26 protein-coding genes are annotated in these 26,376 nt (G+C 58.9%); 21 read left to right on the top strand and 5 right to left on the bottom strand.

All coding sequences use genetic code 11. The features are described from left to right. Window positions 1–45: 45 nt before the first annotated feature. From lepA to F6V30_RS13800, 10 genes are all read left to right on the top strand, one after another. Window positions 46–1,848: a translation elongation factor 4 gene (gene lepA, locus F6V30_RS13845; RefSeq protein WP_151157523.1), complete on the top strand. Its 1,803-nt coding sequence runs from the start codon at window positions 46–48 to the stop codon at window positions 1,846–1,848. Between the two features lie 28 nt (window positions 1,849–1,876). Next, the gene (lepB, locus tag F6V30_RS13840) at window positions 1,877–2,563 is read left to right on the top strand and encodes a signal peptidase I (RefSeq protein ID WP_151157522.1); all 687 of its coding nucleotides are present in this window, start codon (window positions 1,877–1,879) and stop codon (window positions 2,561–2,563) included. A 194-nt stretch (window positions 2,564–2,757) separates the two neighbouring features. Next, window positions 2,758–4,542: an aspartate--tRNA ligase gene (gene aspS / locus F6V30_RS13835; protein ID WP_151157521.1), complete on the top strand. Its 1,785-nt coding sequence runs from the start codon at window positions 2,758–2,760 to the stop codon at window positions 4,540–4,542. Window positions 4,543–4,650: 108 nt separating this feature from the next. After that, window positions 4,651–5,250, top strand: coding sequence for a LysM peptidoglycan-binding domain-containing protein (locus tag F6V30_RS13830; protein ID WP_246163517.1), 600 nt, complete (start codon window positions 4,651–4,653; stop codon window positions 5,248–5,250). 272 nt (window positions 5,251–5,522) lie between these two features. Next, complete coding sequence (locus F6V30_RS13825) at window positions 5,523–7,748, top strand: NADP-dependent isocitrate dehydrogenase (RefSeq protein WP_151157519.1); 2,226 nt, start codon at window positions 5,523–5,525, stop codon at window positions 7,746–7,748. A 43-nt stretch (window positions 7,749–7,791) separates the two neighbouring features. Next, window positions 7,792–8,745 (top strand): malate dehydrogenase, encoded by a 954-nt coding sequence (gene mdh / locus F6V30_RS13820; RefSeq protein ID WP_151157518.1) that lies wholly within the window; start codon window positions 7,792–7,794, stop codon window positions 8,743–8,745. Window positions 8,746–8,864: 119 nt separating this feature from the next. Next, window positions 8,865–9,062 (top strand): 4Fe-4S binding protein, encoded by a 198-nt coding sequence (locus F6V30_RS13815; RefSeq protein ID WP_149210461.1) that lies wholly within the window; start codon window positions 8,865–8,867, stop codon window positions 9,060–9,062. Between the two features lie 20 nt (window positions 9,063–9,082). After that, window positions 9,083–10,216, top strand: coding sequence for a 2-oxoacid:acceptor oxidoreductase subunit alpha (locus F6V30_RS13810; protein ID WP_151157517.1), 1,134 nt, complete (start codon window positions 9,083–9,085; stop codon window positions 10,214–10,216). Window positions 10,217–10,218: 2 nt separating this feature from the next. Next, window positions 10,219–11,034: a 2-oxoacid:ferredoxin oxidoreductase subunit beta gene (locus tag F6V30_RS13805; protein ID WP_151157516.1), complete on the top strand. Its 816-nt coding sequence runs from the start codon at window positions 10,219–10,221 to the stop codon at window positions 11,032–11,034. A gap of 27 nt (window positions 11,035–11,061) precedes the next feature. Further along, complete coding sequence (locus tag F6V30_RS13800; protein WP_151157515.1) at window positions 11,062–11,607, top strand: 2-oxoacid:acceptor oxidoreductase family protein; 546 nt, start codon at window positions 11,062–11,064, stop codon at window positions 11,605–11,607. A gap of 111 nt (window positions 11,608–11,718) precedes the next feature. Here F6V30_RS13800 and F6V30_RS13795 read toward each other — a convergent pair whose 3' ends face one another. The 5 genes from F6V30_RS13795 to F6V30_RS13775 all read right to left on the bottom strand — a co-directional run bounded on the left by F6V30_RS13795 (window position 11,719) and on the right by F6V30_RS13775 (window position 17,380). After that, entirely contained in the window at window positions 11,719–12,702 is a 984-nt protein-coding gene (locus tag F6V30_RS13795) for a methyltransferase (protein ID WP_151157514.1), read from the bottom strand. Window positions 12,703–12,910: 208 nt separating this feature from the next. Further along, window positions 12,911–14,473 (bottom strand): DHA2 family efflux MFS transporter permease subunit, encoded by a 1,563-nt coding sequence (locus F6V30_RS13790; protein ID WP_151157513.1) that lies wholly within the window; start codon window positions 14,471–14,473, stop codon window positions 12,911–12,913. Between the two features lie 40 nt (window positions 14,474–14,513). Next, the gene (locus F6V30_RS13785) at window positions 14,514–15,656 is read right to left on the bottom strand and encodes an HlyD family secretion protein (protein WP_151157512.1); all 1,143 of its coding nucleotides are present in this window, start codon (window positions 15,654–15,656) and stop codon (window positions 14,514–14,516) included. 25 nt (window positions 15,657–15,681) lie between these two features. After that, on the bottom strand, window positions 15,682–16,956 hold the full coding sequence (locus F6V30_RS13780) for a TolC family protein (protein WP_191965698.1): 1,275 nt from the start codon (window positions 16,954–16,956) through the stop codon (window positions 15,682–15,684). Next, complete coding sequence (locus F6V30_RS13775) at window positions 16,937–17,380, bottom strand: MarR family winged helix-turn-helix transcriptional regulator (RefSeq protein ID WP_151157510.1); 444 nt, start codon at window positions 17,378–17,380, stop codon at window positions 16,937–16,939. Before F6V30_RS13775 ends, F6V30_RS13780 begins: the two co-directional genes overlap by 20 nt. A 211-nt stretch (window positions 17,381–17,591) precedes the next feature. On the opposite strand from F6V30_RS13775, the gene F6V30_RS13770 reads away from it, so the two are divergent. From F6V30_RS13770 to F6V30_RS13720, 11 genes are all read left to right on the top strand, one after another. Next, on the top strand, window positions 17,592–18,200 hold the full coding sequence (locus F6V30_RS13770; RefSeq protein ID WP_151157509.1) for an L-threonylcarbamoyladenylate synthase: 609 nt from the start codon (window positions 17,592–17,594) through the stop codon (window positions 18,198–18,200). 25 nt (window positions 18,201–18,225) lie between these two features. Beyond that, entirely contained in the window at window positions 18,226–18,585 is a 360-nt protein-coding gene (locus tag F6V30_RS13765; RefSeq protein WP_151157508.1) for a hypothetical protein, read from the top strand. A gap of 71 nt (window positions 18,586–18,656) precedes the next feature. After that, window positions 18,657–19,670 carry a GGDEF domain-containing protein gene (locus tag F6V30_RS13760; RefSeq protein WP_191965697.1) on the top strand — a complete coding sequence of 338 codons (1,014 nt, stop codon included), beginning with the start codon at window positions 18,657–18,659 and terminating at the stop codon, window positions 19,668–19,670. A 102-nt stretch (window positions 19,671–19,772) separates the two neighbouring features. After that, window positions 19,773–21,059, top strand: coding sequence for a homocysteine synthase (locus F6V30_RS13755; RefSeq protein ID WP_151157506.1), 1,287 nt, complete (start codon window positions 19,773–19,775; stop codon window positions 21,057–21,059). 216 nt (window positions 21,060–21,275) lie between these two features. Continuing rightward, entirely contained in the window at window positions 21,276–21,644 is a 369-nt protein-coding gene (gene queD, locus F6V30_RS13750; RefSeq protein WP_151157505.1) for a 6-carboxytetrahydropterin synthase QueD, read from the top strand. Further along, window positions 21,637–22,386 carry a 7-carboxy-7-deazaguanine synthase QueE gene (locus F6V30_RS13745; protein ID WP_151157504.1) on the top strand — a complete coding sequence of 250 codons (750 nt, stop codon included), beginning with the start codon at window positions 21,637–21,639 and terminating at the stop codon, window positions 22,384–22,386. Before queD ends, F6V30_RS13745 begins: the two co-directional genes overlap by 8 nt. Further along, window positions 22,383–23,105 carry a creatininase family protein gene (locus F6V30_RS13740; RefSeq protein WP_151157503.1) on the top strand — a complete coding sequence of 241 codons (723 nt, stop codon included), beginning with the start codon at window positions 22,383–22,385 and terminating at the stop codon, window positions 23,103–23,105. The genes F6V30_RS13745 and F6V30_RS13740 overlap by 4 nt, the downstream gene beginning before the upstream one ends. Then, window positions 23,098–23,475 carry a hypothetical protein gene (locus F6V30_RS13735; protein ID WP_151157502.1) on the top strand — a complete coding sequence of 126 codons (378 nt, stop codon included), beginning with the start codon at window positions 23,098–23,100 and terminating at the stop codon, window positions 23,473–23,475. The genes F6V30_RS13740 and F6V30_RS13735 overlap by 8 nt, the downstream gene beginning before the upstream one ends. Before the next feature lie 6 nt (window positions 23,476–23,481). Then, window positions 23,482–24,813: a class I SAM-dependent RNA methyltransferase gene (locus F6V30_RS13730; RefSeq protein ID WP_151157501.1), complete on the top strand. Its 1,332-nt coding sequence runs from the start codon at window positions 23,482–23,484 to the stop codon at window positions 24,811–24,813. Next, window positions 24,810–25,841 (top strand): tetratricopeptide repeat protein, encoded by a 1,032-nt coding sequence (locus F6V30_RS13725; protein WP_151157500.1) that lies wholly within the window; start codon window positions 24,810–24,812, stop codon window positions 25,839–25,841. The genes F6V30_RS13730 and F6V30_RS13725 overlap by 4 nt, the downstream gene beginning before the upstream one ends. Before the next feature lie 61 nt (window positions 25,842–25,902). Then, entirely contained in the window at window positions 25,903–26,178 is a 276-nt protein-coding gene (locus tag F6V30_RS13720) for an HU family DNA-binding protein (protein ID WP_149305592.1), read from the top strand. The last annotated feature ends 198 nt before the right edge of the window (window positions 26,179–26,376 follow it).

Genomic DNA, 26,376 nt, shown 5'->3' with positions numbered 1-26,376 from the left:
TCTATCCTTCACAATTCCATTTTAGTGTGCGTAACCGAAGGATTTATGGCCATCAGCAGATTACGAAATTTTTCCATCATCGCCCACATCGATCACGGTAAATCCACCTTGGCCGACCGTCTCCTGGAATACACCGGCGCGCTTTCCGACCGGGAAAAACAGGATCAATTCCTGGACAAGATGGATCTGGAACGTGAACGGGGCATCACCATCAAGGCCCAGACCGTTCGGCTCAACTACCGGGCCGACGACGGCAACGATTACGTCCTCAATCTGATCGACACCCCCGGCCATGTGGACTTCACCTACGAGGTGTCCCGCTCTCTGGCGGCCTGCGAAGGCGGGCTCCTGGTGGTTGACGCCTCCCAGGGGGTCGAGGCCCAGACCCTGGCCAATGTGTACCTGGCCCTGGACAATAATCTTGAGGTCTTCCCGGTCCTCAACAAGATCGACCTGCCCGCGGCCGACCCGGAGCGGGTCATCCAGGAGATCGAGGAAATCATCGGCATCGATGCCCACGACGCGGTGCTGGCCAGCGCCAAAGAGGGGATCGGCACCCACGAGATCCTCGAGGAGATCGTCAAGAAGATACCGGCGCCCTCGGGGGACCCCTCCGCGCCGCTCAAGGCGCTCCTGTTCGATTCGTGGTACGACCAGTACCAGGGAGTCATCATTTTGGTGAGGCTCTTCGAGGGCACCCTCAAAAAGGGTGACAAGATTCAGCTCATGTCCACCAAGCGCTCTTACGAGGCGCTCAAGGTCGGGGTGTTCGCCCCGGTGATGCTTGAGGTACCCGCGTTGAGCGCCGGAGAAGTCGGTTTCGTGATCGCCGGTATCAAGGATGTGGCCGACGCCAAGGTAGGCGATACGGTGACCCTGCTGAACCGGCCGTGCGAACGGGCGCTTGCCGGGTTCAAAGAGGTCAAGCCGATGGTCTTCTCCGGCCTGTATCCGATCGATACGGCCCAATACGAGCAGTTGCGCGACGCCCTGGCCAAGCTCAAGCTCAACGACTCATCCTTCTCCTACGAGCCGGAAACCTCGGTAGCCCTGGGGTTCGGCTATCGTTGCGGCTTTCTGGGCCTGCTGCACATGGAGATCATCCAGGAACGGCTGGAGCGGGAATTCGGCCTGGACCTGATCACCACCGCACCGACGGTTGTGTACAAGGTCCATCGCGTCACCGGCGAAGTGGTCACCATCGAGAGCGCCAACCAGCTCCCCGAACCACAACACGTCGACTATCTGGAAGAGCCGTTCATTCTCGCCCATATCCACGTGCCCAATGAATTCGTCGGCGGCGTGCTGGCCCTGTGCGAGGAGAAGCGCGGCGTGCAGCGGGAGATCAAGTACCTGACCCCCACCAGGGTCATGATCATCTACGAGATGCCCCTGAACGAGATCGTGCTCGATTTTTACGACAAGCTGAAATCCATCACCAAGGGGTACGCCTCCCTGGACTACGAGCACCTGGATTACCGCCGCAGCGAATTGGTCAGGATGAACATCATGATCAACGGCGAGGTGGTGGACGCCCTGTCCCTGATCATCCACCGGGACAAGGCCTATTTCCGCGGTCGCGACCTGGTAGCCAAGATGAAGGAGTTGATCCCGCGCCAGATGTTCGAGGTGGCCATCCAGGCGGCCATCGGCAACAAGATCATTGCCCGCGAGACGGTCAAGGCCATGCGTAAGGACGTGTTAGCCAAATGTTACGGCGGGGACATCACCCGCAAACGCAAACTCCTGGAGAAGCAGAAGGAAGGCAAAAAACGTATGAAAAACGTCGGGAACGTGGAACTCCCTCAGGAAGCGTTTCTGGCGATTCTCAAGGTGGACGACAAATAAATCCCCATTTCCGCAAAGGAACACTCAAATGGAAGACAACAGCGAAACATCACCGCAACCCTCAGTACCATCCGCAAAATCATCCCTCAATGACTCTGCGCCGGACGTGAAGCAGAAGAGCATCATCCGCGAATATGCCGAATCGATCCTTATTGCGTTACTCTTGGCGCTGGTCATCCGCACCTACCTGGTGCAGGCCTTCAAAATCCCGTCCGGGTCCATGGAAGACACCCTGGCCATCGGCGACCACCTGCTCGTCAACAAGTTCATCTATGGCACCAAGTTCCCCTTCAGCGATAAACGGCTGCTTACGCTTCGCGATCCGCGCCGGGGCGACGTGATCGTCTTCGAATACCCGGAGGACCCCAGCAAGGATTTCATCAAGCGGGTTATCGGCACGCCGGGCGATGTGATCGAGGGCAAGGACAAAAAGGTCTTCGTCAATGGCAAGCCCTACGAGAACCCCCACGAGGTGCACAAGGAAAAGGATATCGTCCCCAAGGAGATGAATCCGCGGGATACCTTCGGCCCGGTCACGGTGCCGCCCAACTCGTATTTCATGATGGGGGACAACCGGGACCGTTCCTATGACAGCCGCTTCTGGGGCTTTGTGACCCGGGACAAGATCAAGGGCTTGGCGTTCATCAAGTACTGGTCGTGGGACAAGGATACGTTCAGGCCCCGTTTCGGCAGCATCGGGAAACTGATAAACTGATTTTAAGTCGAAAACAAAACCATAATCTGCCACAGAGGCACAGAGACACGGAGAAAATCGGGAAAAACTGGACAAAATATGGATTCCACTTTCCCTTAAACCTGTTTTGCCTTTCTCTGTGAATCTCTGTGTCTCCGTGTCTCTGTGGCGGGTGTTTGATTCATTAAAAGCATTATTGAATGGAGGATTGAGATATGGACACGTTGGGAAACTGGAAGCGGACACACTACTGCGGCGATTTGCGCGCCGCCGATATCGGCTCCGAGGTGATTCTGATGGGCTGGGCCCTGCGTCGCCGGGACCATGGCGGTTTGATTTTCATCGACCTGCGCGACCGGGAGGGGATTGCCCAGATCGTCTTCGATCCCGAGGTGTCTGCTCCGGCCCACGGCGTGGCGGAATCGGTGCGCAGCGAGTTTGTCCTGGCGATAAAGGGCACGGTCATCCCGCGGCCGGAAGGTACGGTCAACCCCAACATGAAGACCGGCGAGGTGGAGATCCGGGTCACCGAATGCAAGCTGCTCAACCGTTCCAAGCCGCTTCCCTTCATGCTGGACGAATTCAGCGAAGCGAACGAGAATATCCGTCTCAAGCACCGCTACCTGGACCTGCGCCGTCCCCAACTCCAGAGCAACTTAATCCTCCGCTCGAAGGTTGCGCAGCTAACACGTTCATATCTGACGGAAAATGGATTTATCGAATTGGAAACACCCTTTCTGACCAAGTCGACGCCGGAGGGTGCCCGCGACTTTCTGGTGCCGTCCCGCATCAACCAGGGCTCGTTCTATGCTTTGCCCCAATCGCCCCAGATCTTCAAGCAGATCCTGATGATTTCCGGCTTTGACCGCTATTTTCAGGTGGTGCGCTGTTTCCGCGACGAGGACCTGCGGGCCGACCGCCAGCCCGAGTTTACCCAGATCGACTGCGAGATGTCCTTTATCGACCGCGAGGATATCATCACGATCATGGAGGGGTTGATCGCCCGCATCTTCAAGGAGGCCAAGGGGGTCGATGTCCGGCTGCCGGTGGAGCGGATCACCTATGCCGAGTCCATCCGCCGTTTCGGCGTGGACAACCCGGATATGCGCTTCGGCATGGAACTGTGCGATCTGACCGATCTCGTCAAAGGTTCCGGTTTCAAGGTCTTTGCCGATGTGGCGACCAAGGGGGGCATCATCAAGGGGATCAATGCCAAGGGGTGCGCCGGCTTTTCCCGCAAGGAAATCGACGACCTGACCGAGTTCGTCAAGATCTACGGCGCCAAGGGGCTGGCTTACGTCAAGTTCGAGGAAGGGGAGTGGCACTCTCCCATTGCCAAGTTCTTTACGCCGGAAGAGATTGCCGCCATGAATACCGCCTTTGGTGCAGAGGAGGGCGACCTGCTGTTCTTCGTGGCCGATAAGCCCAAGGTGGTGCACGATTCCCTCGGCAAGCTGCGCAATCATCTGGCCGGGATTCTCAAGCTTGCCAGCAGGGACGACTATCGTTTCGTGTGGATAACCGACTTTCCGCTCCTGGAATGGGACGAGGACGAAAAACGCTGGGCTGCGGTGCACCACCCCTTCACCGCGCCCATGGACGAAGACCTGGAATACGTGGAATCGGACCCGGGCCGCTGCCGTGCCAAGGCCTACGACCTGGTGCTCAACGGCAACGAGATCGGCGGCGGCTCCATCAGGATTCATCAGGAAGAGGTCCAGTCGCTGATGTTCAAGATGCTCGGCCACTCCGAGGAGGACAAGCGCGCCAAGTTCGGCTTCCTGCTGGATGCGCTCGATTACGGTACGCCGCCCCACGGCGGCATCGCTTTCGGCATGGACCGCCTGATCATGTTGCTGACCGGCAGCGACTCCATCCGCGACGTCATCGCGTTCCCCAAAACCCAGAAGGGCGCCTGCCTGATGTCGGAAGCCCCCTCGACGGTGGATACCAAACAACTCCGCGAGCTTGGGATCAAGCTGGCGGAGAAACCGGCATAGCGAACCGTAATGGTGCGCTGGCCCACCGCCATACTGCTCCTCGTCTGTTGCTGTCTTGTCGTTGCATGCGCCACGCAGGCGCCGCCGCCGTCTTGGCGCCTGCAGGCCATGGCCCTGGTGGATGACTTGTCCCTTCATGACGGCCCGCGCCAATTCCCGGTGGAGTATCGCAACATCGTCGAGACCTTCGAGCACGGTGAAGCGGTGCTGCAGGTGCAGAAAAACGACAGGGAGGCTGATGCCTATTATCTTCTGGCCCTGCAAAAGGGCGATCTGCTGAAAGCCGAATTACAACGGCTGAAAAGGGAAGCAGAGGAAGAGGCGAGGCGGCAGGCGGCCGAACGTGCGGCTCGCGCCGAGGAAGAACGGCTTCAACGGGAAGCTGCCCAGGCGGAAGCCCGCCTGCAGGAGCGCAATCGCTTGAAGGCCGCCGCCGAGGCCGCGGCGGCCAGAGCGAAAGCCGCTTCGAAGGAGCCGCCCGTTGCGCTCCCTTCCACCTACACGGTTCGCCGTGGCGAAACCCTTCCGCAAATTGCCGGAAGAACTGAAATCTACAATGATGTTTCACTCTGGCCCCTCATTTACCGTGCCAATCGTGACCAGATACGCGACCCTAAGCGGCTCTGGCCGGGGCAGGTGCTCACCATTCCGCGCCACTTCTCCCATGACGATGCCGTCGAGGCGCGCCGTTATTCCGGCAAAAAATAAAACAACATTATTACGCAGCAATTTAATTCGCAAAGCAGTCGAAACAACAGGTAGTTTTTTCTTGACAGTCAAATGCCTTTTGTATACTGTATACAAAATTAGTGTTCCGTATTAAGTATTGCAATAACAATAAGTTATGGTTTGTTTGCCTGTTTTGGTGGATACGGTTGCCGTAAACCGTCGACTATCGTCCAGGGGGAAAACGGTACCTGGTCCGCACCGTATGCGCATGTTTCCGGTAACGATAAAAAAACTAAGGAGAGGAACACGCAATGACGACACAAAAAATCATTTGGTCGAAAATCGATGAAGCACCCGCACTGGCAACCTACTCTTTGCTTCCCATCGTCAATGCCTTCACCAAGGCGGCCGGCGTTGTCGTTGAAACAAGGGACATCTCTGTTGCTGGAAGGATCATCGCCAATTTCCCGGAAAATCTGACGGAAAGCCAGAAGATGCCCGATTACCTGGCAGAGCTGGGGGCGCTTACCCAGAAACCGGAAGCCAATATCATCAAATTGCCCAACGTCAGTGCTTCGATCCCGCAATTGAAGGCCGCTATCAAGGAATTGCAGGAAAAGGGCTACAATATTCCTGACTACCCTGAAGAGCCGAAAACAGACGCCGAAAAAGCGCTTCACGCCCGTTATGCCAAGTGTCTGGGAAGTGCCGTGAACCCTGTTTTGAGAGAAGGCAACTCCGACAGAAGGGCGGCGCGCGCGGTTAAGGAATATGCCAAAAAGCATCCGCATAAAATGGGCGCATGGAGCGCGGACTCGAAGACGCATGTCTCCCATATGAATGCCGGCGATTTTTACCATAGCGAAAAATCCCTCACCATGAAAAAAGCCGGCACGGTGAAAATCGAGTTTGTGGATCAGAGCGGCAAGGTCACGGTTCTGAAAGAAAAACTGCCTCTTCAGGCGGGTGAAGTGCTTGATGGTTCGTTCATGAGTGTCCGCGCCCTGCGTAAATTCATCGAAGAGCAGATAGAGGACGCCAAGGCCAAGGGTGTGCTGTTCTCCGTGCACCTCAAAGCCACTATGATGAAGGTTTCCGACCCCATCATGTTCGGTCATTTCGTCTCCGTCTACTTCAAGGACGTCTTCGAGAAACACGCGGCCACCTTTAAAGAGCTTGGGGTCATCCCGGATCTCGGCATGGGTGACCTGTACTTGAAGATTCAGAAGCTGCCGGAAGCCAAACGGGCCGAGATAGAAGCGGACATTCAGGAGGTCTACAAGAAACGGCCTGCGCTGGCGATGGTGGATTCGGATAAGGGCATCACCAATCTGCACGCAAGTAATGACATCATCATCGACGCCTCCATGCCGGTTGTCATTCGCGACTCCGGCGGGATGTGGGGGCCGGACGGAAAATTGCACGATGTGAAATGCGTGATCCCGGATACCTGCTATTCGGAGTGGTATCAGGAGTGCATGGATTTCTGCAGGAAAAACGGTCAGTTCGACCCGACTACCATGGGCTCTGTCTCCAATGTGGGGCTCATGGCGCAAAAGGCCGAGGAGTACGGTTCTCACGACAAGACCTTCAAGGTCCCTGCAAATGGTACGGTGCGCGTTGTCGATGAATCCGGCGAAGTGTTGATGCAGCATACCGTGGAAGAGGGGGATATCTGGCGTGGTTGCCAGGCAAAGGATCTGCCGATCCAGGATTGGGTCAAGCTGGCGGTGAAGAGAGCGCGGGCGACCGGGGCGCCGGCGGTGTTCTGGCTGGACAAGAATAGAGCCCACGATGCCCAGATGATCGAAAAAGTTACCACATATCTCAAAGACCACGATACCAACGGTCTTGAAATTCACATCATGTCTCCTGTGGATGCCATGCGCTTCACGCTTCCCCGGGCAAAGGCCGGCCAGGATACCATCTCCGTCACCGGAAATGCCTTGAGGGATTATCTGACCGACCTGTTTCCGATTCTTGAACTTGGTACCAGCGCAAAGATGCTCTCGATCGTCCCGCTTCTGGCTGGTGGCGGCCTCTTCGAGACGGGAGCCGGCGGCTCGGCGCCCAAGCATGTCCAGCAGTTTCTGCAGGAAGGGTACTTGCGCTGGGATTCGCTCGGTGAATTCCTGGCGCTGGGGGTATCGCTGGAACACCTGGCCAGTACCTTCAAGAATGAGAAAGCCCAACTCCTGGCCGATACGCTCGATCAGGCAAATACCAAGTTCCTTGAAAACAACAAGAACCCGGCCCGCAAGGTCGGCCAGATCGACAACCGCGGCAGTCATTTCTACCTGGCAATGTACTGGGCTGAAGCATTGGCAGAGCAGACCAAGGACAAGGAGCTCGCGGCGCGTTTTGCCAAGGTAGCGCAGCAACTCAAGGAAAATGAGGAAAAGATCAACGCCGAGTTGATCGGTGCCCAGGGAAAACCCCAGGATATCGGCGGCTACTATCAGCCGGACCCGGTTAAGGCGGAAAAGGCAATGCGTCCCAGCGCAACCTTGAATGCAATAGTTGACGCCATTGCCTAAAGGGATTAAGAAGCAGAACAAAAATATTCGAGGAGGAAACAGTATGGCACGGAAAAAGATTGCTCTTATTGGTGGTGGACAGATCGGTGGCGTTCTTGCTCAACTGGCGGCTCTGCGTGAACTGGGCGACGTGGTCCTGTTCGATATCGTCGAAGGGCTGCCCCAGGGCAAGTGCCTCGATATCGCTGAGGCTTCTCCGATTGACGGTTTCGATGTCGAACTGAAAGGCACCAACGACTACAAGGATATCGCCGGAGCCGATGTGGTCATCGTTACTGCGGGCCTCCCCCGCAAACCGGGCATGAGCCGTGACGATCTGATCGAAGTCAATTCCAAGATCATCGCGAGTGTCGGCGAGGGGATCAAACAGTACGCCCCCAACTCCTTCGTGATCGTCATCTCCAACCCGCTGGATGCCATGGTTACCTTGCTGCAGCGTATCACCGGTTTCCCCTACAATCGCGTCATCGGCCAGGCCGGCGTGCTCGACTCCGCCCGTTTCGAAGCCTTCATCGCCTGGGAATTGGGTGTGTCCGTGAAGGACGTCACCGCCATGACCCTGGGCGGCCACGGCGACGATATGGTGCCGCTGGTTCGCTATGCCAGCGTCAAAGGTATCCCGGTCCTGGAACTCCTCGAGCGTAAATACAAGGACAAGGCCAAGGCCAAGGAAGTTATGGAAGCCATGGTCAAGCGCACCCGCGGCGCCGGCGGCGAAGTCGTGGCCCTGCTCAAAACCGGTTCGGCTTTCTACTCCCCCGCTTCCGCGGCCATTTCCATGGCCGAATCGATCCTCAAGGACCAGAAACGCGTGCTGCCCACCTGCTGCTTCCTGCAGGGCGAGTATGGCGTCAAGGGGTACTACGTCGGCGTACCGGCGGTCCTCGGCTCCAATGGCGTGGAAAATATCCTGGAGTTTGCCCTTGATGCCGAAGAGCAGGCAATGATGGACAAGTCTGTCGCTGCGGTCAAAAGCCTGGTCGACAGCCTCAAATAGTTCTCGGAAGCGAGTCAGGCTCTTGTTTGGAAATGCAAAAGAAGGGCTAGCGCCCTTCTTTTGCCACATTTGGCCTGATATTTCACACTATTTACTACGGAATAAAGGAGTCTTTCCAGATGGAAAAAACACTGCCAAAGATCGAGATTATCGAAAAGTACTGCAAGGGGTGCCACATCTGTGTGGAATTCTGCCCCACCAAGGTTCTTGAGATGAAGGGCTTTGTCGCCTCCGTCAAGAACCTGGAAGCCTGCATCAAATGCATGCAGTGCGAACTGAGGTGCCCCGATTTCGCAATAAAAGTTATAACTGACTAATTTTACGGGAGGAATGAACAGTGGCAAAAAAAGTAGCGTTTCTTCAGGGTAACGAGGCCGCAGCCCACGGCGCCATCTACGCCGGCTGCAACTTTTTCGCCGGATACCCGATCACACCCTCGACAGAGGTCGCGGAAGTCTGTTCCTTGGAACTTCCCAAGCTGGGCGGCAAATTTATCCAGATGGAGGATGAGATCGGCGCCATGGCGGCCGTCCTGGGCGCCTCCCTGGCCGGTTCCAAGGTTCTGACCGCCACCTCCGGCCCCGGTCTTTCCCTCAAGCAGGAATTGATCGGCTACGGATGCATCGCCGAGATTCCCTGCGTTATCTACAACGTCATGCGTGGCGGCCCCTCCACCGGTATGCCCACCGGACCGAGCCAGTCGGACGTGATGTCCGCCAAGTGGGGCACCCATGGCGATCACCCGGCAATCTTGCTGGTGCCGGCCTCGGTGCAGGAGACCTACGAAGAGATCATTCGCGCCTTCAACCTCTCCGAAAAGTACCGCACACCGGTCATGGTCATGCCGGACGAGATCGTGGCCCATATGCGTGAGCGTATCGTCTTCCCCGAGCCGGGCGAGATCGAGGTTGTGCCCCGCAAGGCGCCGACCGTCCCCCCCGAGCAGTACAAGCCCTACGACACCAGCTTCGGCGATGTGCCGCCCCTGGCCTCGTACGGCACCGGCTACAAATTCCATGTCACCGGCCTCAACAAGATGCAGGACGGTTTCCCCACTACCAAGGCCGAGATTGTCCAGGCCGAAGAGGAACGTCAGGTCCGCAAGGTTAACGCCAACGTGGACGATATCGTCACCTTCGAGGAATATCTGCTGGATGACGCCGAAGTCGCGGTCATCGCCTACGGCTCCACCTCCCGCTCCGCCCGCTATGCCGTCAATGCGGCCCGCGAGCAGGGTATCAAGGCCGGCATGTTCCGCATCAAGACCTTCTGGCCGTTTCCGGACAAGCAGCTCAAGGCCCTGGCCGGCAAGGTCAAGGGTTTCGTAACCCCGGAGATGAACCTGGGCATGTGCACCGGAGAGGTCGAACGATGCGCCCAGGGTAAGGTTCCGGTCCTCGGCATCTTCCGCGTTGACGGTGAGCCGATCAATCCCGATCAGATTGTCGCGAAGATCAAGGAGGTTAAATAACCATGGCTTTTGATTACGATAAGTATATTCGTCCCGGCAAACTGCCCCACATCTGGTGTCCCGGCTGCGGCCACGGCATCGTCATGAAGGGGCTCATCCGGGCGATTGATTCGTTGCAACTGGATACCAAAAACACCGCCATTGTCTCAGGCATCGGCTGTGCATCCCGTCTTCCCGGCTATATGGACTGCTGCACCCTGCATACCGCCCACGGCCGCGCCGCAGCTTTCGCCACCGGCGTCAAGTTGGCCAAACCGGAGATGAATGTAATCCTGGTGGGCGGCGACGGCGACGGCACCGCCATCGGCGGCAACCATTTCATCCACGCCTGCCGCCGCAATATCGACATGACCTACATCATCCTCAACAACAAGATCTACGGCATGACCGGCGGCCAGTTCTCCCCTGCCACGCCGACCGGCGCCAAGGCATCCACGACCCCCTACGGCAACCCTGATCCCCCCTTCGATATCGCCAAACTGGCCATCGGCGCCGGCGCAACTTTCGTGGCCCGCGGCACCGCCTACCACGCTACGCAGATCGATAAGCTCATCGCTGAAGCCATTCAGCACAAAGGCTTCTCCGTAGTGGAGATTCTGGACGACTGCCCGACCACCTACGGTCGCCGCAACAAGTTCAAATCGGTCATCGAGATGATGAACCATCTCAAGGAAACCGCCGTCCCGGTCAAGGCCGCCGAAAAGATGACTGCCGAGCAGTTGCAGGGCAAGGTCCTGACCGGTGTCCTCTACAAGGAGGAAAAGCCGGAGTACACCACCGAGTATGCCAAGGTGATCGAGCGCGCCCAGGCCAAGTAATCATTACAGGAAAAGGAGCGATAGAGAATGTCCAGATATGAACTCAGGTTTTCCGGCGCAGGCGGACAGGGTCTGATCACCGCCGGGATTATTATGGCAAAAGCCGCCTCCATCTATGAAGGGAAACAGGCCGTCCAGTCCCAGAGTTACGGCCCTGAGGCCCGCGGCGGCGCATCCAAGTCGGAGGTCATCATCTCCGACGGGCCGATCGACTACCCCAAGGTTACCGAGTGCGATGCGCTCCTGGCCATGACCCAGGAAGCCTGTAACAAGTACTCCCATGACCTCAAGGACGGGGGGGTCCTGCTGGTTGACTCCGACCTGGTCACGACGCTGCCCAAAGGCAATTTCAAGACCGTGGCCTTTCCGATCATCAATACCGCCAAGAACGAGGTGGGTCGCGAGATCGTCGCCAATATCGTGGCCCTGGGCGCCATGGTCGCCCTGACCGGCCAGGTAAGCCGGGAAAACGCGGAGAAGGCCGTACTCTCCAGCGTCCCCGAGGCGTTCCTGGAACTGAACAAAAAGGCTTTCAGCATGGGCTATGAAAAGGCGCTGGCCGCCAAGATCTAAAGCCAACGCGTGAGCAGTCCCACGATATAAAAGGCCCGGTGCGTTTGTACCGGGCCTTTTATATTTTTGTCCAATCATTGTCCCGTGTCCCACGGCTAACCGTACGGGGCCCTAACGTGTTCCCGCCATGATCCCCGCACCATTGGGAAGCTCGATCTCCAGGCGTCGCGTATCCCTGAGGCCGGCAGCTTTCATCATGTCCTGCAACTCTCCCTGGGCATAGGATTTCCCGGCCGGCGTCCCCACCAGCATGTTGAGCGAGAACAGGGCAGGGTGGAGCGGGGCTGCCCGGGTGTCGTCCAGTATAAATTCCTGGATCAGCAGCAGGCCCCCGTCATTCAGTGCGGCGGCGGCCTTGGCGACGATCGCCGCGCAGGCTGCGGGCCCTTCGCTGTGCAACAGGTGTGAAACCCATACCACGTCATAGCCGGTGCCGATGTCGTCCGTGGTGATATCGCCGGCGCTGAAGGCGATGCGCCCGGAGAGACCGAAGCGGTCCACCGTCTGTTCGGCAAAAGGGCGGGTGGTGGGCAGGTCGAAGACAACCGCGGTCAGGTCGGGATTCCGTGTGCAGAAATGGATGGCATAGGTGCCCGGCCCGCCCGCCAAGTCGAGCATCCTGCGGCGGCCGCTCAGGTCGATCTGCGCCGCTACCTTGGGGGCCAGCAGGGAGGCGAGGTTGAACATGCCCAGCAAAAAACTCTCCCGTTCCGCGGCACCGGCCTCGTGGGACGAACGCCTGCGGACCGGGGCGCCGTTTTTTACCGCCTCGTCCAGGCGGCTCCATCCCTCCACCAAGTGGTGATGGTGCATGATGATATGCCCCATGTAGGTGTCGGATGTTGTGGAGAGGTATGCGGCGCTGAAGGGGGTGGCACGGAACATCTCCTCCTCCTTGGCGAGCAGGTCCATGGCGGTAAGTGCATTCAGCAGCATGTCAAGGCCGCGCTCATCGGCGGCAATGAGCCGCGCCAGTTGGGAGACGGTCAGGGGACGGCCGGCCAGATGGGTGAAAACATCCAGTTTGACACCGGCGTGCAGCGTGCAGGTGCTCCAGTAGCTTCCCGAGAGTTGCAGCAGTTCCGGCAGGGTCATGTGATGTTCTCCTTTCGCAAGTAGAATTAACCTAAAGACGGCAGTTATTCACCACAAAGGCACAAAGATCACGAAGGATTCAAAGAGTTAGCGGCGAAAAGGTGTCCACCCAAAAGGTGAGTCCAGCCAATTATGGGATTGTCATATAACTAACTGAAATTATTATTTGTGTCCTTTGTGTCTTTGTGGTGAACTGCTTTTTCTAGGATTAATGCCCCATGCCTCCCCCCTCCTGATGCGAGGTCCGTTTCAGGAGGAGCAGCAGCGGGAGGATGGCCAGAAAGGTCAAGCCGATGATGAAGAAGATACGGTTGAAGGCCAGGGCGCCGGCCTGCTTGCGCAGGGCACCGTACATCATGCCCAGGGCCGTCCGGTCGGCCTGGGTCACGGCGATGCCCCTGGCGACCAGGGCGTGCTTCAGCCCCTCGAAACGCATCTGCCAGGCCGGATTATAGGGCGAGATATGGGCGACCAGGTTGTTCTGGTAGAACTGTTCCAGACGTGCCAGGAGGGTGGTGGCCATGGCGATGCCGACGCTGCCGCCGATGTTGCGCAGCAGGTTGAACATGCCGGTGGCGTTGCCCATCTCCGGCTTGGGGATGGTGGCCAGGGTAACGGTGGTCAAGGGCACGAAGATCATGGCCAGGCCGAACCCCAGCACGATGCGCGGCCAGGTATAGTTCCAGAACGCCCCTTGGAGATTGAGACCCTGCATGATGAACATGGAGGCGGCGCCGATTAAAAGGCCGAAAAAGACGATCTTGCGGCCGTCACGCTTGGTCATGGCTGCGCCCACAAAGGGCATGGTCAGGAGGGTGGCCACGCCGCCGGGGGCCATGACCATGCCGGCGTCGGTGGCCGAATACCCCATCAGGGTTTGCAGGAAGAGCGGAATCAGCATGATCGAACTGTACAGGCAGAAACCGACCACGAACATGATGAAGTTGCCGGCCGAAAAAGAGACGTTTTTGAACAGGCGCAGGTTGATGATGGGATGCTCGTGGGTCAACTCCACCCAGATCAGCGCTATGAGCGAGATGACGGTGATCACGCTGAAGGTGATGATGAACCGCGAACTGAACCAGTCGTCCTGCTGCCCCTTGTCCAGCACCACCTGGAGTGATCCCATGCTGGCGGTGAGCAGGAACAGCCCCCAGTAGTCGATGGCGATTCGTTCTCTGCCGCGTTTGAGATAGGCCGGGTCGTAGATGAAGAAGGCGCACATGATGAAGGCGACGATGCCCACGGGCAGGTTGATGTAGAAGATCCAGCGCCAGTTGAGGTTGTCGGTGATCCACCCCCCCAGCGCCGGGCCGACGATCGGGCCGGTCATGGCCCCGATGCCGAAGATGGCCATGGCCATGCCCCGCTGGTTCGGCGGGAAGGTCTCCATCATGATGGCCTGGCTGATGGGGATCAGCGCGCCTCCGGCGGCGCCCTGCAACACCCGGAAGAAGATCAGCGAGGCCAGGTTGGGGGCCGAGCCGCACAAAAGCGAGGCCAGGGTGAACAACGCGATGCAGGTCATGAGGAAGCGCTTTCGCCCGAAGACCCGCGCCAGCCAGCCGGTCATGGGAAGCACCACGGCATTGCTGACCAGATAGGAGGTCAGCACCCAGGTGACCTCGTCGGTGCCGGCGTTGAGGCTCCCCTGCATGTGGGGCAGGGCCACGTTGGCCACCGAGGTGTCGATGATCTCCATGATGGTGGGGAGCATGACCGTGATGGTGATCAGCCATTTATTGATGTTTTTGTCTTCGGATGTGGACATGGCGCCTTGGGGCGGGGCGATAGCGGATCGCCCCCGGGGTTCAATTAAACGGGTTCAGGTCTTTGAGGATATCGGCGGTGCTCCGCCCCACCAGCACCGTGGGGATGACGCTCATGCCCACCCGCAGGAGGTGCTCCGGGTCAGAACTGTTGTCAATGGTGATCTTTACCGGAATCCGCTGGACAACCTTGACGTAGTTGCCGGTGGCGTTCTCCGGGGGGAGCAGGGAAAACGCCGCGCCGGTCCCGGCCATGATGCTGTCCACGCTGCCGCTGAAGGTCCGGCCCGGATAGGTGTCCACCGTGAATTCAACCTTTTGGCCGGGCTTGATATAGGTCAACTGGCTTTCCTTGTAGTTGGCCGTAATCCAGGCGTCCTGCAACGGCACCAGTGCCATCAGGGACTGCCCCGCCTGGATGTTGGTGCCCGGCTCGATGGACTTGCGCGTTATATAGCCATCCCGGGGCGCAAGGACCTTGGTGTAGGAGAGCTGCAGTTTGGCTTCATCCATTTGCGCCTTGCGTTGGGCTATTCGCGCCTTGTTGCCGTCCCGGTTGGACAGCCCCGCCTCGGCCTGGGCGCGTTTGAGGGCTTCGGCCGCTTCCTTCTGCTTGGAGTCGGCGACCCGCTTGGCGGTTCTGAGGCGGTCGAGTTGTTCCTTGGGGATCACCTCGCGGCTGAAGAGAGCTTCGCCGCGGGTCAGGTCCAGCACCGCCTGGTCGTAGGTGGCCCGGGCCGACTGGAGGCTTGCCCGCGCTCCTTCGACCTTCAGGTATTCTCCGCCGGTTTCGTTTTCCGCCATGCCGACGCCCGCCTCGGTCTGGGCGACTTTCACCCGGTAATCCCGGTCGTCGAGCTCTACCAGCAGGTCCCCCTGTTTGACCAACTGGTTGTCGTTCACCAGCACGCGCGTCACGGTGCCGGAAACCTTGGCGGAAACCGGGACGATGCGGGCCTCGACGAAGGCGTTGTCGGTCTCGATGTGGGTCTTGCTCCTGATCAGCCATTTCAGGCCGAACCATCCCCCGGCGATGAAGATGATCAGGAGGATGATAAACGCCTTGCGGCGCTTGCTGATGCCCTGTTTGGCCTCCTCCGTCCCCGGTGCCGCCGTGTCGGGCGGGGGCGGGGTGGCGCCGGTTGAAGTTTCCTCGCTCGTTGCTGCAATCGTATCGTCTGCCATTACTTCCTCCGCTGGCGTAATTGGTTTATAGCTCTCCCACGGCGCGTTTCAGGCGGGCCTGGGAAACCTGGTAGTCGTACAGCGCACTGTAATAATCGGTCTTGGCCTGGGTGACCAGGGTCTGGGCATCCAGCACTTCCGTTGCCGTGCCGACCCGCTCCCGATACCGCTCCCTGTTGATACGCAGGTTTTCCTCGCTCTGACGGATGGCGGTTTGGGCCACGCCGATCCGTTCCCTGGCCACGTTGACGTCGTTGCGGGAGGTGTCGATCTCCAGATGCGCCTGGGATTCCGCTTGACGCAGGGCGTCCTGGTTTCTGGAACGGTTGCGCACGGCCCGTTCCCTGTTTGCGGTGGAGGCGAAGCCGTCGAACAGGTTGACCTTGACGCCGATGGTTGCCGCCATGATGGTCTGTTCCAGCGCCTTGTCGTTTTGCACGTAGTTGAGGGCGGCCTGGGTGTAGAGTTCCGGGTAGAATGCGGCCTTGCTTTCGCGCACCTCCATATCGCTGGCTGCCACGCCGTGGCGCAGGGCCAGGACATCGTGACGTCGGGAGAGTGCGTCGCCTTCGTCCACCGGCGTCGCCGCGCCGCTCGACAGGGATACCGCCTCATCCAGTTCCGCGCGAAACCCGGGTTGGGAATCGGTCAGATAATTGAGTTGGAGCCAGTTGTTTTCCAAGCGGTTCTTCATGGTCAGAAGCTTCTGCTTGGCCGCAGACAGGCGTACCTCGGCCTGTAGCACATCGTTGCGGGTAACGGTCCCCTCCTCGAACAGTGCCTGGGCCACGCGGCGGTGCTCTTCCACCTGGGCGACCTCGTCCGCGGCCGCTGCGATCAGCTTGCGGGTTTCCAGGATGGAGAAGTAGGCTTCGATCACCTGCAAGGCTACGTCCGTGCGGCGGGCTTCAAAGGACTGGACGGAGGAGTCGGCAAGTGCCGCGCTCATCCGTTGCCTAGCGTCCCGGCGGCCGAAGTCGTAGATGGTGTAGGTGGCGGAGAGCCCGGCAGAGGCGTAGTCCGCCTGTTGGGTTTCGGCTGCAACGACGCCGATTTTTGCGCCCTGGGCGGCCTGTTGCATGGTATAACCGGCCTGGGCATCGATGCGGGGATAGTTTGCCGCCGATGTCTGGCGAATGTCCTGTTCGGCTATCCGGGGAGCCCAGGCCGCTGCCTTGAGGGTGGGATTGTGCTGTCTGGCCCGCTCCAGGCATTCCTGCAAGGTGAGCGGCGCCGCCCAGGACGGGGTGCCGATCAGAAGCATGCCGCCCGTGAGGAGGCTAAAAAGTAGGTTTCTCATATATCCTCGTTTCTCCGCGAAGGATTTCCAATAGGCGTCCAAGTTCGGCAACATCTTTTTTGCTCAAGCCGCTGGTGAGTTTCGCCAGGGCATTTTTCGAACATTCCCGCAACTGCGATTCAAGTGATCTCCCCCGGGGGGTGAGCTTGATCTGATGCGCCCGCCGGTCATGGGGGTGGGGGTGCCGCTCAACCAGACCGTATTTTTCCAGGCGGTCGATCAAGCCCCCCAGGGTGGTGCGGTCCACCTGGCTTTTTTCGGACAATTCCACTTGGGTCAACCCGTCCTGCTGCCAGAGGAAGGCCAGGATGGCGTATTGGGGAGGCGTCAGGTCAAATTCCTCCAATTCCTCCCTGAACAGTGCAAAAGCCCGTTGATAGGCCTTTGCCAGCAAAAAACCAACGCTCTTTTCAATATGGTACATGGCGTAGAGACCCTCATCCATCTATGATGAATGGTCATTATGCATATAATCAGTATACTGTCAATGGACTGGTGGCGATATGAACAACGTATCGGCACGTTGCAAGAAATAGCTTGAATTTATACGGAATCATGCAATAAATATGAGAACATGCACAACGGCATGAAATTCCCGGCGCAACGGCTGCCGGCTCGAGGGAACCATTACTGACATGTTGCTGACCATGGACTCCGAACATCCCCAGCCCCACCGGGTTGCCCGTGTTGTGGACTGCCTGAAAAATGGCGGCATTATCGCCTATCCCACCGATACGACCTATGGTATCGGCTGCTCCATCTTCAACAAAAAGGGGATCGAGCGTATTTACCTCATGAAGGGGCGCGAGCGGCATAAACCGTTTTCATTCATCTGTTCAAGCCTGTCCGAGGTCGCGCGTTATGCCAAGGTCGGCAATAATGCCTTCAAAATCATGAAACGTTACCTCCCCGGCCCCTACACCTTTGTGCTGGAGGCCACCCGTGATGTGCCCGACCTGCTCTTGACCCGTCAGAAAACGGCAGGGATCAGAATTCCGGACAACCGTATCTGCCTGGACGTGGTCCTGGCGCTGGGCAATCCGATCATAACCACCAGCGCCAACCTTTCCGGGGAGGACCCGGTCGGCGACCCGCTCGTCATCGAAGACACATTTGGGCATCAACTCGATTACGTTATCGACGGCGGCCTGCTCACTACGGATGTCAGTTCGGTAGTGGCGTTGACCGGCACCACCCCCGAGGTGCTGAGGGCCGGCGTAGGCGACGTATCGTGGTGCGTCTGATTAACGCTGAAAAGGGATACTGTTTATGCGTAAACGTACCGTTCGAAGCGGCCTGCGCCTTATCCTGGCCGCCCTTTTGCTGATCGTTTTGGCCAGCTTCTATCATGTGGGCATAGCCGATCTGTTTTCCTTGTCGGACACGGCGGAGATGCGCCTGTATCGTTTGGGCATCTTCTGGGCCGCGGCCTTTGGCGGTTACGGTGTGGTCCTGGCCGCCTTCGGCCTGGTGCTGCCGGGGGATTCCCGTGATGTCCAGGTGCGCATTCTGCCGATGTTTTTTATGGTACTGGCTACGGTGGCGCTCTTTTTCTACCTGCTGGCATCGTCCTTCAATGAACCGCCCCGGCCGGAACGCCTGCAGCCGGGCGATACAATTACGATCTGACTGAGGTGCGGGTAATGGTCCTTGGCGACGCCGCTGCCCCCGTGGAATGTTCCCGGACTGGGGATGGGGGATTGATATCGTTGATTGAAATCGGTACGGCGCTGGCCGGAAGCCTTGCGGTTCATGATGTCCTGGAAGCCATCCTGAAACAGGCCGAACGGCTGATCGGGCCCAGGGCCTGGGCGCTGTTGCTCGTGGACGAGCTTTCCGGAGAGCTGGTCCTTGAGGTGGCTTCCCCGTCCCTGGCCGAACAGCATAAAGGCGTCAGGCTTGAACAGGGGGAGGGCATCGGCGGTTGGGTCGCCTTGCACGGCAGGCCGCTGCTCTTGCCGGATGTGCAGAGCGATGGGAGGTTTACGGCCCATCTGGGCACCCGGATACCCTTCGCCGTTCGCTCGGTTGCCTGCGTGCCGCTCATGATCAAGGAGCGGATCATCGGCGTCGTCGAACTGATCAACAGTTATGACGAGCCTCCCTTTACCGACGCCGATGTGACGATCATCTCGGCCATTGCCGATTTTGCCGCCATAGCCTTGGAAAACGCCCGCAACTATGACCGGATCAATGAACTCGTCATCACCGACGACCTGACCGGCCTGTACAATTCCCGTTATTTCGAACAACTTCTCGACACCGAGATCGAACGCGCCTCCCGTTACGGTACGTGCCTGTCGCTTGTGTTTCTCGACCTGGATCACCTGAAGAGCGTCAACGACACCCACGGCCATCTGGTCGGGAGCCGGATGCTGAGCGAGTTTGGCAGGCTTATTGGCGACAATATCCGTTCCAGCGACATGGCTGCGCGTTTCGGCGGGGACGAGTATGCCGTCGTACTGCCCCAGACCAGCCGGGAGCAGGCATTGGCCATGGCAGCCAAGCTGCTCGATCTCATGCTCTCTGCCGGTTTTCGCGCCGATGACGGTCAGCCTATCCGGCTCACGGCCAGCTTCGGCGTAGCCAGCTTCCCGCAGGATGCCCAGACCAGGGTGGAGTTGATTCGTGCCGCCGATATGGCCATGTATGACGCCAAACGGGCCGGGAGAGGAACTATCAGGTCGTTTGCGCTCAAGACGGCTTCTTCATGATTGTACACAAAACAGATCGGCTTTAAATGCGTAAATCAAGTTGACTTACCCGCGAGGTAATTGTAACGTTTGTTCATAATCACGGCATCTCAGGAGGAACACATGGAAAACAGAACACCAGCCATTGAAACCTTAGCGCTCCATGCCGGCCAATCGCCCGACTCCGCTACGCTTTCCCGCGCAGTACCCATCTACCAGACCTCGTCCTATGTCTTCAAAAATTCCGAGCACGCGGCCAACCTGTTCGGCCTGAAGGAACCCGGCAATATCTACACCCGCTTGATGAATCCCACCACCGACGTGCTGGAACAGCGTCTGGCGGCCATGGAGGGCGGCGTCGGGGCGTTGGCGGTCGCCTCGGGTCAGGCCGCCATCACTTCTGCCGTACTCAATATCACCCAGGCCGGCCAGAACATCGTCTCCACCAGCTATCTGTACGGCGGGACCTATAACCTCTTTCACTACACCCTGCCCAAGCTCGGCATCACGGTAAAGTTCGTGGATTCTTCGGACCCCGAGAATGTTCGCCGCGCGATCGACGAAAACACCCGCCTGGTCTACACCGAATCGGTCGGCAACCCCAAAAACAACGTTGACGATTTCGAGGCCATCGGCGCCATCGCCCATGCCGCCGGAATCCCGTTCATCGTCGACAACACGGTCACGACACCGCTTCTGTTCAAGCCGCTGGAGCATGGGGCCGATATCGTCGTCTACTCCCTGACCAAGTTTATCGGCGGTCATGGCACCAGCATCGGTGGCGCCATTGTCGACGGCGGGAAATTCCCCTGGAACAACGGCCGGTTCCCGGAATTCACCGAGCCGGACCCCTCCTACCACGGTCTGAAATACTGGGAGGCTCTGGGTAATCTCTCCTATATCCTCAAGATGCGGGTTTCGATACTGCGCGACATGGGGGCCTGCCTGTCGCCCTTCAACTCGTTCCAATTCCTCCAGGGGCTGGAAACGCTGCACGTCCGCATGCCGCGCCACGTGGAGAACGCTCGCGCCGTTGCCGTCTGGCTGGAGCAGAGCCCGCTCGTCGCCTGGGTCAATTACCCCGGCCTGGCCAGCCACAAGGATCACGCCCGTGCCCGCAAATACCTGCCCAAGGGGGAGGGGGCCATCATCGGTTTCGGCATCAAGGGAGGCATGGAGGCCGGCAAGAAGTTCATCGACAACGTCAAGCTGCTCTCCCATCTGGCCAATATCGGCGACGCCAAGTCGCTGGTCATCCACCCGGCTTCCACCACGCACCAGCAGCTTACCGAGGAGGAGCAGGAAGCGTCCGGCGTTACGGCGGACTTCATCAGGCTCTCCATCGGCCTGGAGAATATCGACGACATCATAGCCGATATCCAGCAGGCGCTGGAGGCGTCCCAGCGGTAACTCGCCTCCACGCGATAGTGCCATACGAAAAAGGGCAACCCGATGGGCTGCCCTTTTTTAAGCTTTATCGAGAGACTTCGCACGCCGTGATGTCGTTGCGTGACGCCTCCGTTGCTGACAAGAACCGTCGACAGGCGCCCCCTTGTGATTACCTCTGTTTTTGTGTATTATAAAAAAAATTTAGAGCATTCCATCCCGCGTCCAGGAGCCCGATTCATGTATAAACTCACGATCCGCACGAGCTTTGCCGCAGCCCATAACCTGATCAACTACCAGGGGGATTGCGAGAACCTGCACGGACACAACTGGCGGGTGGAAGTGACCGTGACCGCCAAGGAGTTGGACAAGGCCGGGCTGGGCATCGATTTCAAGGTGCTCAAGCGTGAGGCTGGCGTCATCATCAACGAACTTGACCATAAGTATCTCAACGAGAACCCGGCCTTTCACGATGTCTCCCCTTCCTCGGAGCATATCTCGCGCTACCTGTACCAGCGCCTCTCCGAACGCCTCAACAACGACGTCATCACGGTGGATTCCGTGACCGTCTGGGAGTCTGACAACGCCTCTGCCTGCTATTATGAGTAATCCGGCTCGCGTCAGCGAGATTTTTTCCTCGATCCAGGGGGAAGGGTATCTGGCCGGGCGGCGCCAGATATTCATCCGTCTGGATGAGTGCAACCTGGATTGCCGCTACTGCGATACGGCGTACGACAGCGGCACCCCCTGCCAGGTGGAAACCGCGCCCGGCTCGGGGGCCTTGCGCCCATTGCCGCAACCGCCCGGCGGAGACGCCCTCGTTACCTTGGTACGGGAGTGGTGTAACCGCCTGCCGGGTGCCCATCACTCCATCAGCGTCACCGGCGGGGAGCCGTTGCTTCAGGCTGAAACGCTGACGGAGTGGCTGCCGGGGCTGCGCCGCATCCTCCCGATCCACCTGGAGACCAACGGCACCCTGCACGCCGAATTGGGGCGGGTCATCGACAGCATCGACTATATCAGCATGGATATGAAGCTTCCTTCCACGGCGGGCTGCGGCCAGGAACTCTGGCAGGAACATCGCCGTTTTCTGGAGGTTGCCGTGCAGCGGCAGGTCTCGGTCAAGGTGGTCATCGGCCAGGATACGCCAGTGGACGAGATCGGCCGGGTGTGCGCCATCATGGCGGCGGTGGCCCCTTCAACCCCACTGTTTCTCCAACCCCTGACCAACCCGGCAGGCGCGGTTGACGTTACCGCCGTGCAGATCCTGCGCTTGCAGGAAACGGCTGCGGCGCTGCTCCCCGATGTGCGGGTGATCCCGCAGATGCACAAGATGCTGGGGGCGCTGTGATTATCGAAGAGATGACCATGACCGAGTTCGAGGCCGGCCTGGCCCAGACCCGGACCGTCCTGATCCCCTTCGGTTCGGTGGAGGAGCACGGCAGCCATCTCCCCCTCTCCACCGATACCCTGGAGGCCTACGAGGTTTGCAAGAAAGCCTCCCTGGTAACGCCGCTGTTCGTGGCTCCTCCGGTTCATTACGGCAATTGCCGTTCCACGGCGCGGCATCCCGGCACCATCTCCATCTCGACCCGGACCCTTGGGGCGCTGTTCCAGGATATCGTCGTCGCGCTGCGCGGGCAGGGGCTGCGCACCTTTGTCGCCCTGACGGGGCATGCCGGGGGGGCGCATCGCATGGCGCTCCAGGATGCGGGTGAAGCGCTGATCGCCCGTTTCGCCGACATTTCCGTAGCGGTCGTCAGCGAGTTCGACCTGGCCGGGGATGATGGGCGGGACATCATCGAAACGCCGGGCGACTCCCATGCCGGTGAAATCGAAACCTCCCGCATCCTCCACACCCATCCCCAGCTGGTCAAGGGGCGAGCACCCCGCGAGTTTCCCCGTTTTCCCAACGGTATCCTGGTGCGCGACAAGCGCCGCTACTGGCCCGGCGGCGTGTGGGGCGATCCGGGCAAGGCATCGGCCGAAAAGGGGGCCCGGCTGGAAGATCTGCTGGTGCGAAAACTGGTCGAACTGGTGCAGGAGATGGAAGAGGGCTGCGATGAATAGCAAACAGATCATCAGAGAGTATGACCTGGGCGGCGGCGTAACGGCCAGTCTCCGGGATGAAACCCGCCACTATTTCGGCGGTTATTACCATGTGCGCATCGAGGTCAGCGCCGATATACCTCTTTCCGCCTCACCCTTTTCCGGCCCTACGGAGTATCAGGCCGCGCGTCTGCTCCTGGGGGAGCGGATTCGTTTCCGCCATGTCCTGGAAAAGATGGCGGTGCCCGAGGCCGATATCGCGGCCGCGCGCCAGAGCCTTCTGGAGGCATTCGACACGAATGTGCTTCCCTATCTTTCCCGTCCCGATTTCCCCGCACGCTTCATGCGCAGCGAATACGACAAACGCCAGAAGTCGTCGGTCCGCCGGTAACCCCATATGTCGTCACCAGTCGCGATTATCGACAAACTTGCCTTTGGCGGCAACGGCGTCTGCCGCATCGACGGCAAGGTCTGTTTCGTCCCCCTGAGCTGTCCCGGCGACGAGGTCCGTCTGACGGTCATTGCCGAGAAACGCTCGTATGTGACGGCCCGGATCGCCGAGCTTGTTACCCCATCACCGCTGCGGGTCGCCCCTCCCTGCCCGCTGTTCGGCACATGCGGCGGCTGCAGTTGGCAGCACATCGCCTATTCCCAGCAGCTTGCGGCGAAACGAAGCATCCATGCCGAAACCCTGTGGCGCGGCGGCCGGGTCGAAGGCGAGCGGGTAGGGGAGGCCGTGGCCTCGCCCCTGGAATACGGTTACCGCAACCGGGTCCAGTTCAAGCTGCACGCCGGCGCCGCCGGGCTGAAGATCGGTTTTTTCCGTAACGCGACCCATGTTGTGGACGATGCCGCCCAGGGGTGCCCCATCGCCGCGCCGGCCATCAACGAGGCTCTGTCCAGCCTGCGGAGCGTTCTGGCATCGTTTGCCGAAGTGTCAGCCATCCCCCAGATCAACATCGAGTGCGGCGACCGTGAAACGGTCGCAACGATCAATTACATCGGCAACAACCATGATGCTGTTATCCGTTTTTTCCAACGCCATTTTCACGAATTGATACCCTTGACCGGTCTGTTCCTGCAGACCGGCCGTAAATCCTCCCTGCAGAGAGTCTGCGGTGACGGCTACCTTGCCTACGCCATGCCGGCCGCCGCTCCCGATTCCCCGCCGACTACGCTCACCTTCCGTCCGGGTGGATTCTCCCAGGTGAACAGCCCCCAGAACCGGGCCGTTTTGGAGCTTGTCCGGCGTATGGCCGCGTTTCGCGGTCATGAACAGCTGCTCGACCTGTACTGCGGTAACGGTAATTTTTCCTTGCCCCTGGCAGGGGGCGTAGCGAGTGTCACCGGGGTGGAGGGGTATGGGGATTCCATCGCCACGGCCCAGGATAACTGTCGTCTAAACGGTGTATCCAATGCGGAATACGTCTGCGCCGATGCCGCCGAGGGAGTCGCCCGGTTTGCCGCAGCGGGGCGGCGGTTCGATACGGTCATTCTGGATCCTCCCCGCAGCGGGGCGGCGGCAGCCATAACGGGACTCAGCCGTCTGAAGCCGGACACGATCATCTACATATCCTGCGATTCCAGCACTCTGGCTCGGGATTGCGGCCTTCTGGCGGGGCAGGGCTATCACGTGGCGGAGAGTGTTCCGCTCGACATGTTTCCCCAGACATTTCATTTGGAAAGCGTAACCCTGCTTCACAGAGGGCAAGCGGAGGCATCAGCGTGAATATCCTGAAAAAACTGTTTTCCAAAAATCCTGCCGACCTGATGGCTCGTGGCGACCGGCTTCTGATGGAACGCCACTATTTTGAGGCGCGCTGTGCCTATGAGGATGCGCGGCGACTCCTTTCCGGTTCAAACGGTGTTCAGGGAGTGGAAGGGCTGTCGGCTGTCTGCGAAGAGCGGATTGGCAGCGCCAACCGTGCGCTGGCCGAACTGAATATCGGTGAAGCGGAATCCGCCCTGGGGCGTGGGCTGCCGGATAAGGCGCTCGAACACCTGGGACTGGCAAAATCACTGACCGACGATGCCGTGCTACGGGAAAAGGCGGAGGGACTGGTTGCGCTCTGTTGTGGAAGCGACGACGAGCAGAAAGAAACTGTTTCCGTAAGCGGGTGCTCATCATGCAGTTCCTGCGCTCCGGAAGATCTCGTAACAGATGATTCTAGCGACGTAAACATGTCGCAAATGGAATACTATGATCTGTTGATTCAACAGCTTCCACGCGAAATGTATAGCCGGTATTCCGATTTGGGAGAGGAATTTGCATCCATGTACGTGATTGCGAGCGGGAACCGGCATGGCGACGCTTTAGAGCTGCTTGAAGCGTGGTACACCGGTTCAGATCGTGATATCTACTGCTACGAAAAGGGAATGATCCTGTTTCGGCTCGGTCACGTTGACGCGGCCGAGACAAATTTCCGGGATGCGATTGGGGCAAATGCCGCTAATTCCCTGGCGCATCTGGGGTTAGCCCTGCTGTTGATCGAAGGGCGGCGGCTGCACGAAGCGGGGCAGCAGCTTGAGGTCATGATGTCTGCCGGGATATTGGCGGAACAATCCCACCTTCTGCGCGCGGATGTTCACGTGCTTGCCGGCGACACCGACCGGGCAATTGATATGTATAGCGGGCTTCTGACTACTCCGTCTGCCCGCATGGCGGCCGAGAGGCTCCGCGACGTTCTGGTGCAATGCGGCCGCAGCAATGACGCAGCATATATCGTAAGGCGATATCTCGGGGGGTGTGGGCACTGAGGTCGCCGTTACGTTACTTACAACGGCCTGAAGTGGCACAAATCCGGAGGTATGAGCAGACATGAACAAATCCGAGCTTATTGAGCAGTTGGCGGTCAGGAAGGATATCTCCAACAAGCGGGCTGAAGAGATCGTTAATCTCATTTTCAACTCCATGACAGAAGCCATGGTGGAAGGCGAACGCATTGAGATTCGCGGCCTCGGCAGCTTTGTCATCAAGAGTTACGATACCTATACAGGAAGAAACCCCAAAACGGGTGAGCAGATTACGGTCAGCCCCAAGAAGCTTCCCTTCTTCAAGGTCGGTAAGGAGTTGAAGGAACGGGTGCTCGGCTAGGTCTGGAAAACCTCTCAAGCGGAAGCTTTATGATGCGTTGTCGATTTGGTGCGATGTCCCCCTCACCTTTTACGGGTGTGGGGGATGACTGTCGGCTGTTGCCATAATCCCTCATCCCAGGCCTGATATTACTTTCAATCGTTAATTTACTCTGTTGCAGTTGACGGTTCCCGTGGCGTGTTTGTCGGACATGACCCG

The sequence above is a fragment of the Oryzomonas sagensis genome, assembly GCF_008802355.1.
In the GTDB taxonomy this organism is placed as follows: Bacteria; Desulfobacterota; Desulfuromonadia; order Geobacterales; family Pseudopelobacteraceae; genus Oryzomonas; species Oryzomonas sagensis.
Note: the sequence above shows the minus strand (reverse complement) of the source record. Positions and strands in the feature narration are given on the sequence as shown.

Excerpts from the sequence above, each read along its gene's own strand:
- lepA (WP_151157523.1), top strand. The coding sequence starts at position 46 with ATGGCCATCAGCAGATTACGAAATTTTTCCATCATCGCCCACATCGAT.
- lepB (WP_151157522.1), top strand. The coding sequence starts at position 1,877 with ATGGAAGACAACAGCGAAACATCACCGCAACCCTCAGTACCATCCGCA.
- mdh (WP_151157518.1), top strand. The coding sequence starts at position 7,792 with ATGGCACGGAAAAAGATTGCTCTTATTGGTGGTGGACAGATCGGTGGC.
- F6V30_RS13775 (WP_151157510.1), bottom strand. The coding sequence starts at position 17,380 with ATGTACCATATTGAAAAGAGCGTTGGTTTTTTGCTGGCAAAGGCCTAT.
- queD (WP_151157505.1), top strand. The coding sequence starts at position 21,276 with ATGTATAAACTCACGATCCGCACGAGCTTTGCCGCAGCCCATAACCTG.
- F6V30_RS13755 (WP_151157506.1), top strand. The coding sequence starts at position 19,773 with ATGGAAAACAGAACACCAGCCATTGAAACCTTAGCGCTCCATGCCGGC.
- F6V30_RS13790 (WP_151157513.1), bottom strand. The coding sequence starts at position 14,473 with ATGTCCACATCCGAAGACAAAAACATCAATAAATGGCTGATCACCATC.
- F6V30_RS13805 (WP_151157516.1), top strand. The coding sequence starts at position 10,219 with ATGGCTTTTGATTACGATAAGTATATTCGTCCCGGCAAACTGCCCCAC.
- F6V30_RS13720 (WP_149305592.1), top strand. The coding sequence starts at position 25,903 with ATGAACAAATCCGAGCTTATTGAGCAGTTGGCGGTCAGGAAGGATATC.
- F6V30_RS13800 (WP_151157515.1), top strand. The coding sequence starts at position 11,062 with ATGTCCAGATATGAACTCAGGTTTTCCGGCGCAGGCGGACAGGGTCTG.
- F6V30_RS13830 (WP_246163517.1), top strand. The coding sequence starts at position 4,651 with ATGGCCCTGGTGGATGACTTGTCCCTTCATGACGGCCCGCGCCAATTC.
- aspS (WP_151157521.1), top strand. The coding sequence starts at position 2,758 with ATGGACACGTTGGGAAACTGGAAGCGGACACACTACTGCGGCGATTTG.
- F6V30_RS13770 (WP_151157509.1), top strand. The coding sequence starts at position 17,592 with ATGTTGCTGACCATGGACTCCGAACATCCCCAGCCCCACCGGGTTGCC.
- F6V30_RS13815 (WP_149210461.1), top strand. The coding sequence starts at position 8,865 with ATGGAAAAAACACTGCCAAAGATCGAGATTATCGAAAAGTACTGCAAG.
- F6V30_RS13735 (WP_151157502.1), top strand. The coding sequence starts at position 23,098 with ATGAATAGCAAACAGATCATCAGAGAGTATGACCTGGGCGGCGGCGTA.
- F6V30_RS13795 (WP_151157514.1), bottom strand. The coding sequence starts at position 12,702 with ATGACCCTGCCGGAACTGCTGCAACTCTCGGGAAGCTACTGGAGCACC.
- F6V30_RS13780 (WP_191965698.1), bottom strand. The coding sequence starts at position 16,956 with ATGAGAAACCTACTTTTTAGCCTCCTCACGGGCGGCATGCTTCTGATC.
- F6V30_RS13785 (WP_151157512.1), bottom strand. The coding sequence starts at position 15,656 with ATGGCAGACGATACGATTGCAGCAACGAGCGAGGAAACTTCAACCGGC.
- F6V30_RS13825 (WP_151157519.1), top strand. The coding sequence starts at position 5,523 with ATGACGACACAAAAAATCATTTGGTCGAAAATCGATGAAGCACCCGCA.
- F6V30_RS13745 (WP_151157504.1), top strand. The coding sequence starts at position 21,637 with ATGAGTAATCCGGCTCGCGTCAGCGAGATTTTTTCCTCGATCCAGGGG.
- F6V30_RS13765 (WP_151157508.1), top strand. The coding sequence starts at position 18,226 with ATGCGTAAACGTACCGTTCGAAGCGGCCTGCGCCTTATCCTGGCCGCC.
- F6V30_RS13730 (WP_151157501.1), top strand. The coding sequence starts at position 23,482 with ATGTCGTCACCAGTCGCGATTATCGACAAACTTGCCTTTGGCGGCAAC.